This window comes from Adlercreutzia sp. DFI.6.23 (assembly GCF_024462535.1).
Taxonomy (GTDB): Bacteria; Actinomycetota; Coriobacteriia; order Coriobacteriales; family Eggerthellaceae; genus Adlercreutzia; species Adlercreutzia rubneri.
In genome coordinates this window covers 1-389 of record NZ_JANGBP010000226.1, presented here as the reverse complement: position 1 = coordinate 389, position 389 = coordinate 1, and the positions used below count along the sequence as shown (strand labels likewise).

Here is a 389-nt window from a genome sequence, read left to right as displayed (position 1 = left end):
GGTTCGCCACCCACGGCGAGAGCATCGCCTATTGGAACAGCCCGGTCATCGAGGCCATCACCATCGTGCTCATGGTGGCGAACCCGCCGGTGGGCACGGCGCACATGGAGATGTTGATGGCGTCGAAGGGGGTCATGCCGGCCGCCCAGTAGGCCACGGCGACGGCGATGATGAGCCCGTTGTAGATGAGCAGGATCATGCGGGCGGTCTTGGCGGCGCTCGGCAGCAAGTGGTCGGTGTGGCCCTCGGCGTTGTACACGCCCAGGCCGCCGGTCTGGGTCACCACGCAGGTGAGGATGAGCACGAGCCCCACCCCGCCGAGGTAGCAGGTGAGGCTGCGGTGGAACAGGAAGATGGCCGGGCAGGCGTCCACGTCCACCACGCTTAAG

The 389-nt window shown here is 67.1% G+C and carries 1 pseudogene; it reads right to left on the bottom strand.

The window, feature by feature from the left end:
• Positions 1-28: 28 nt before the first annotated feature.
• Positions 29-389 (bottom strand): annotated as a pseudogene (locus NE591_RS13120) (hypothetical protein); the annotation flags it as partial.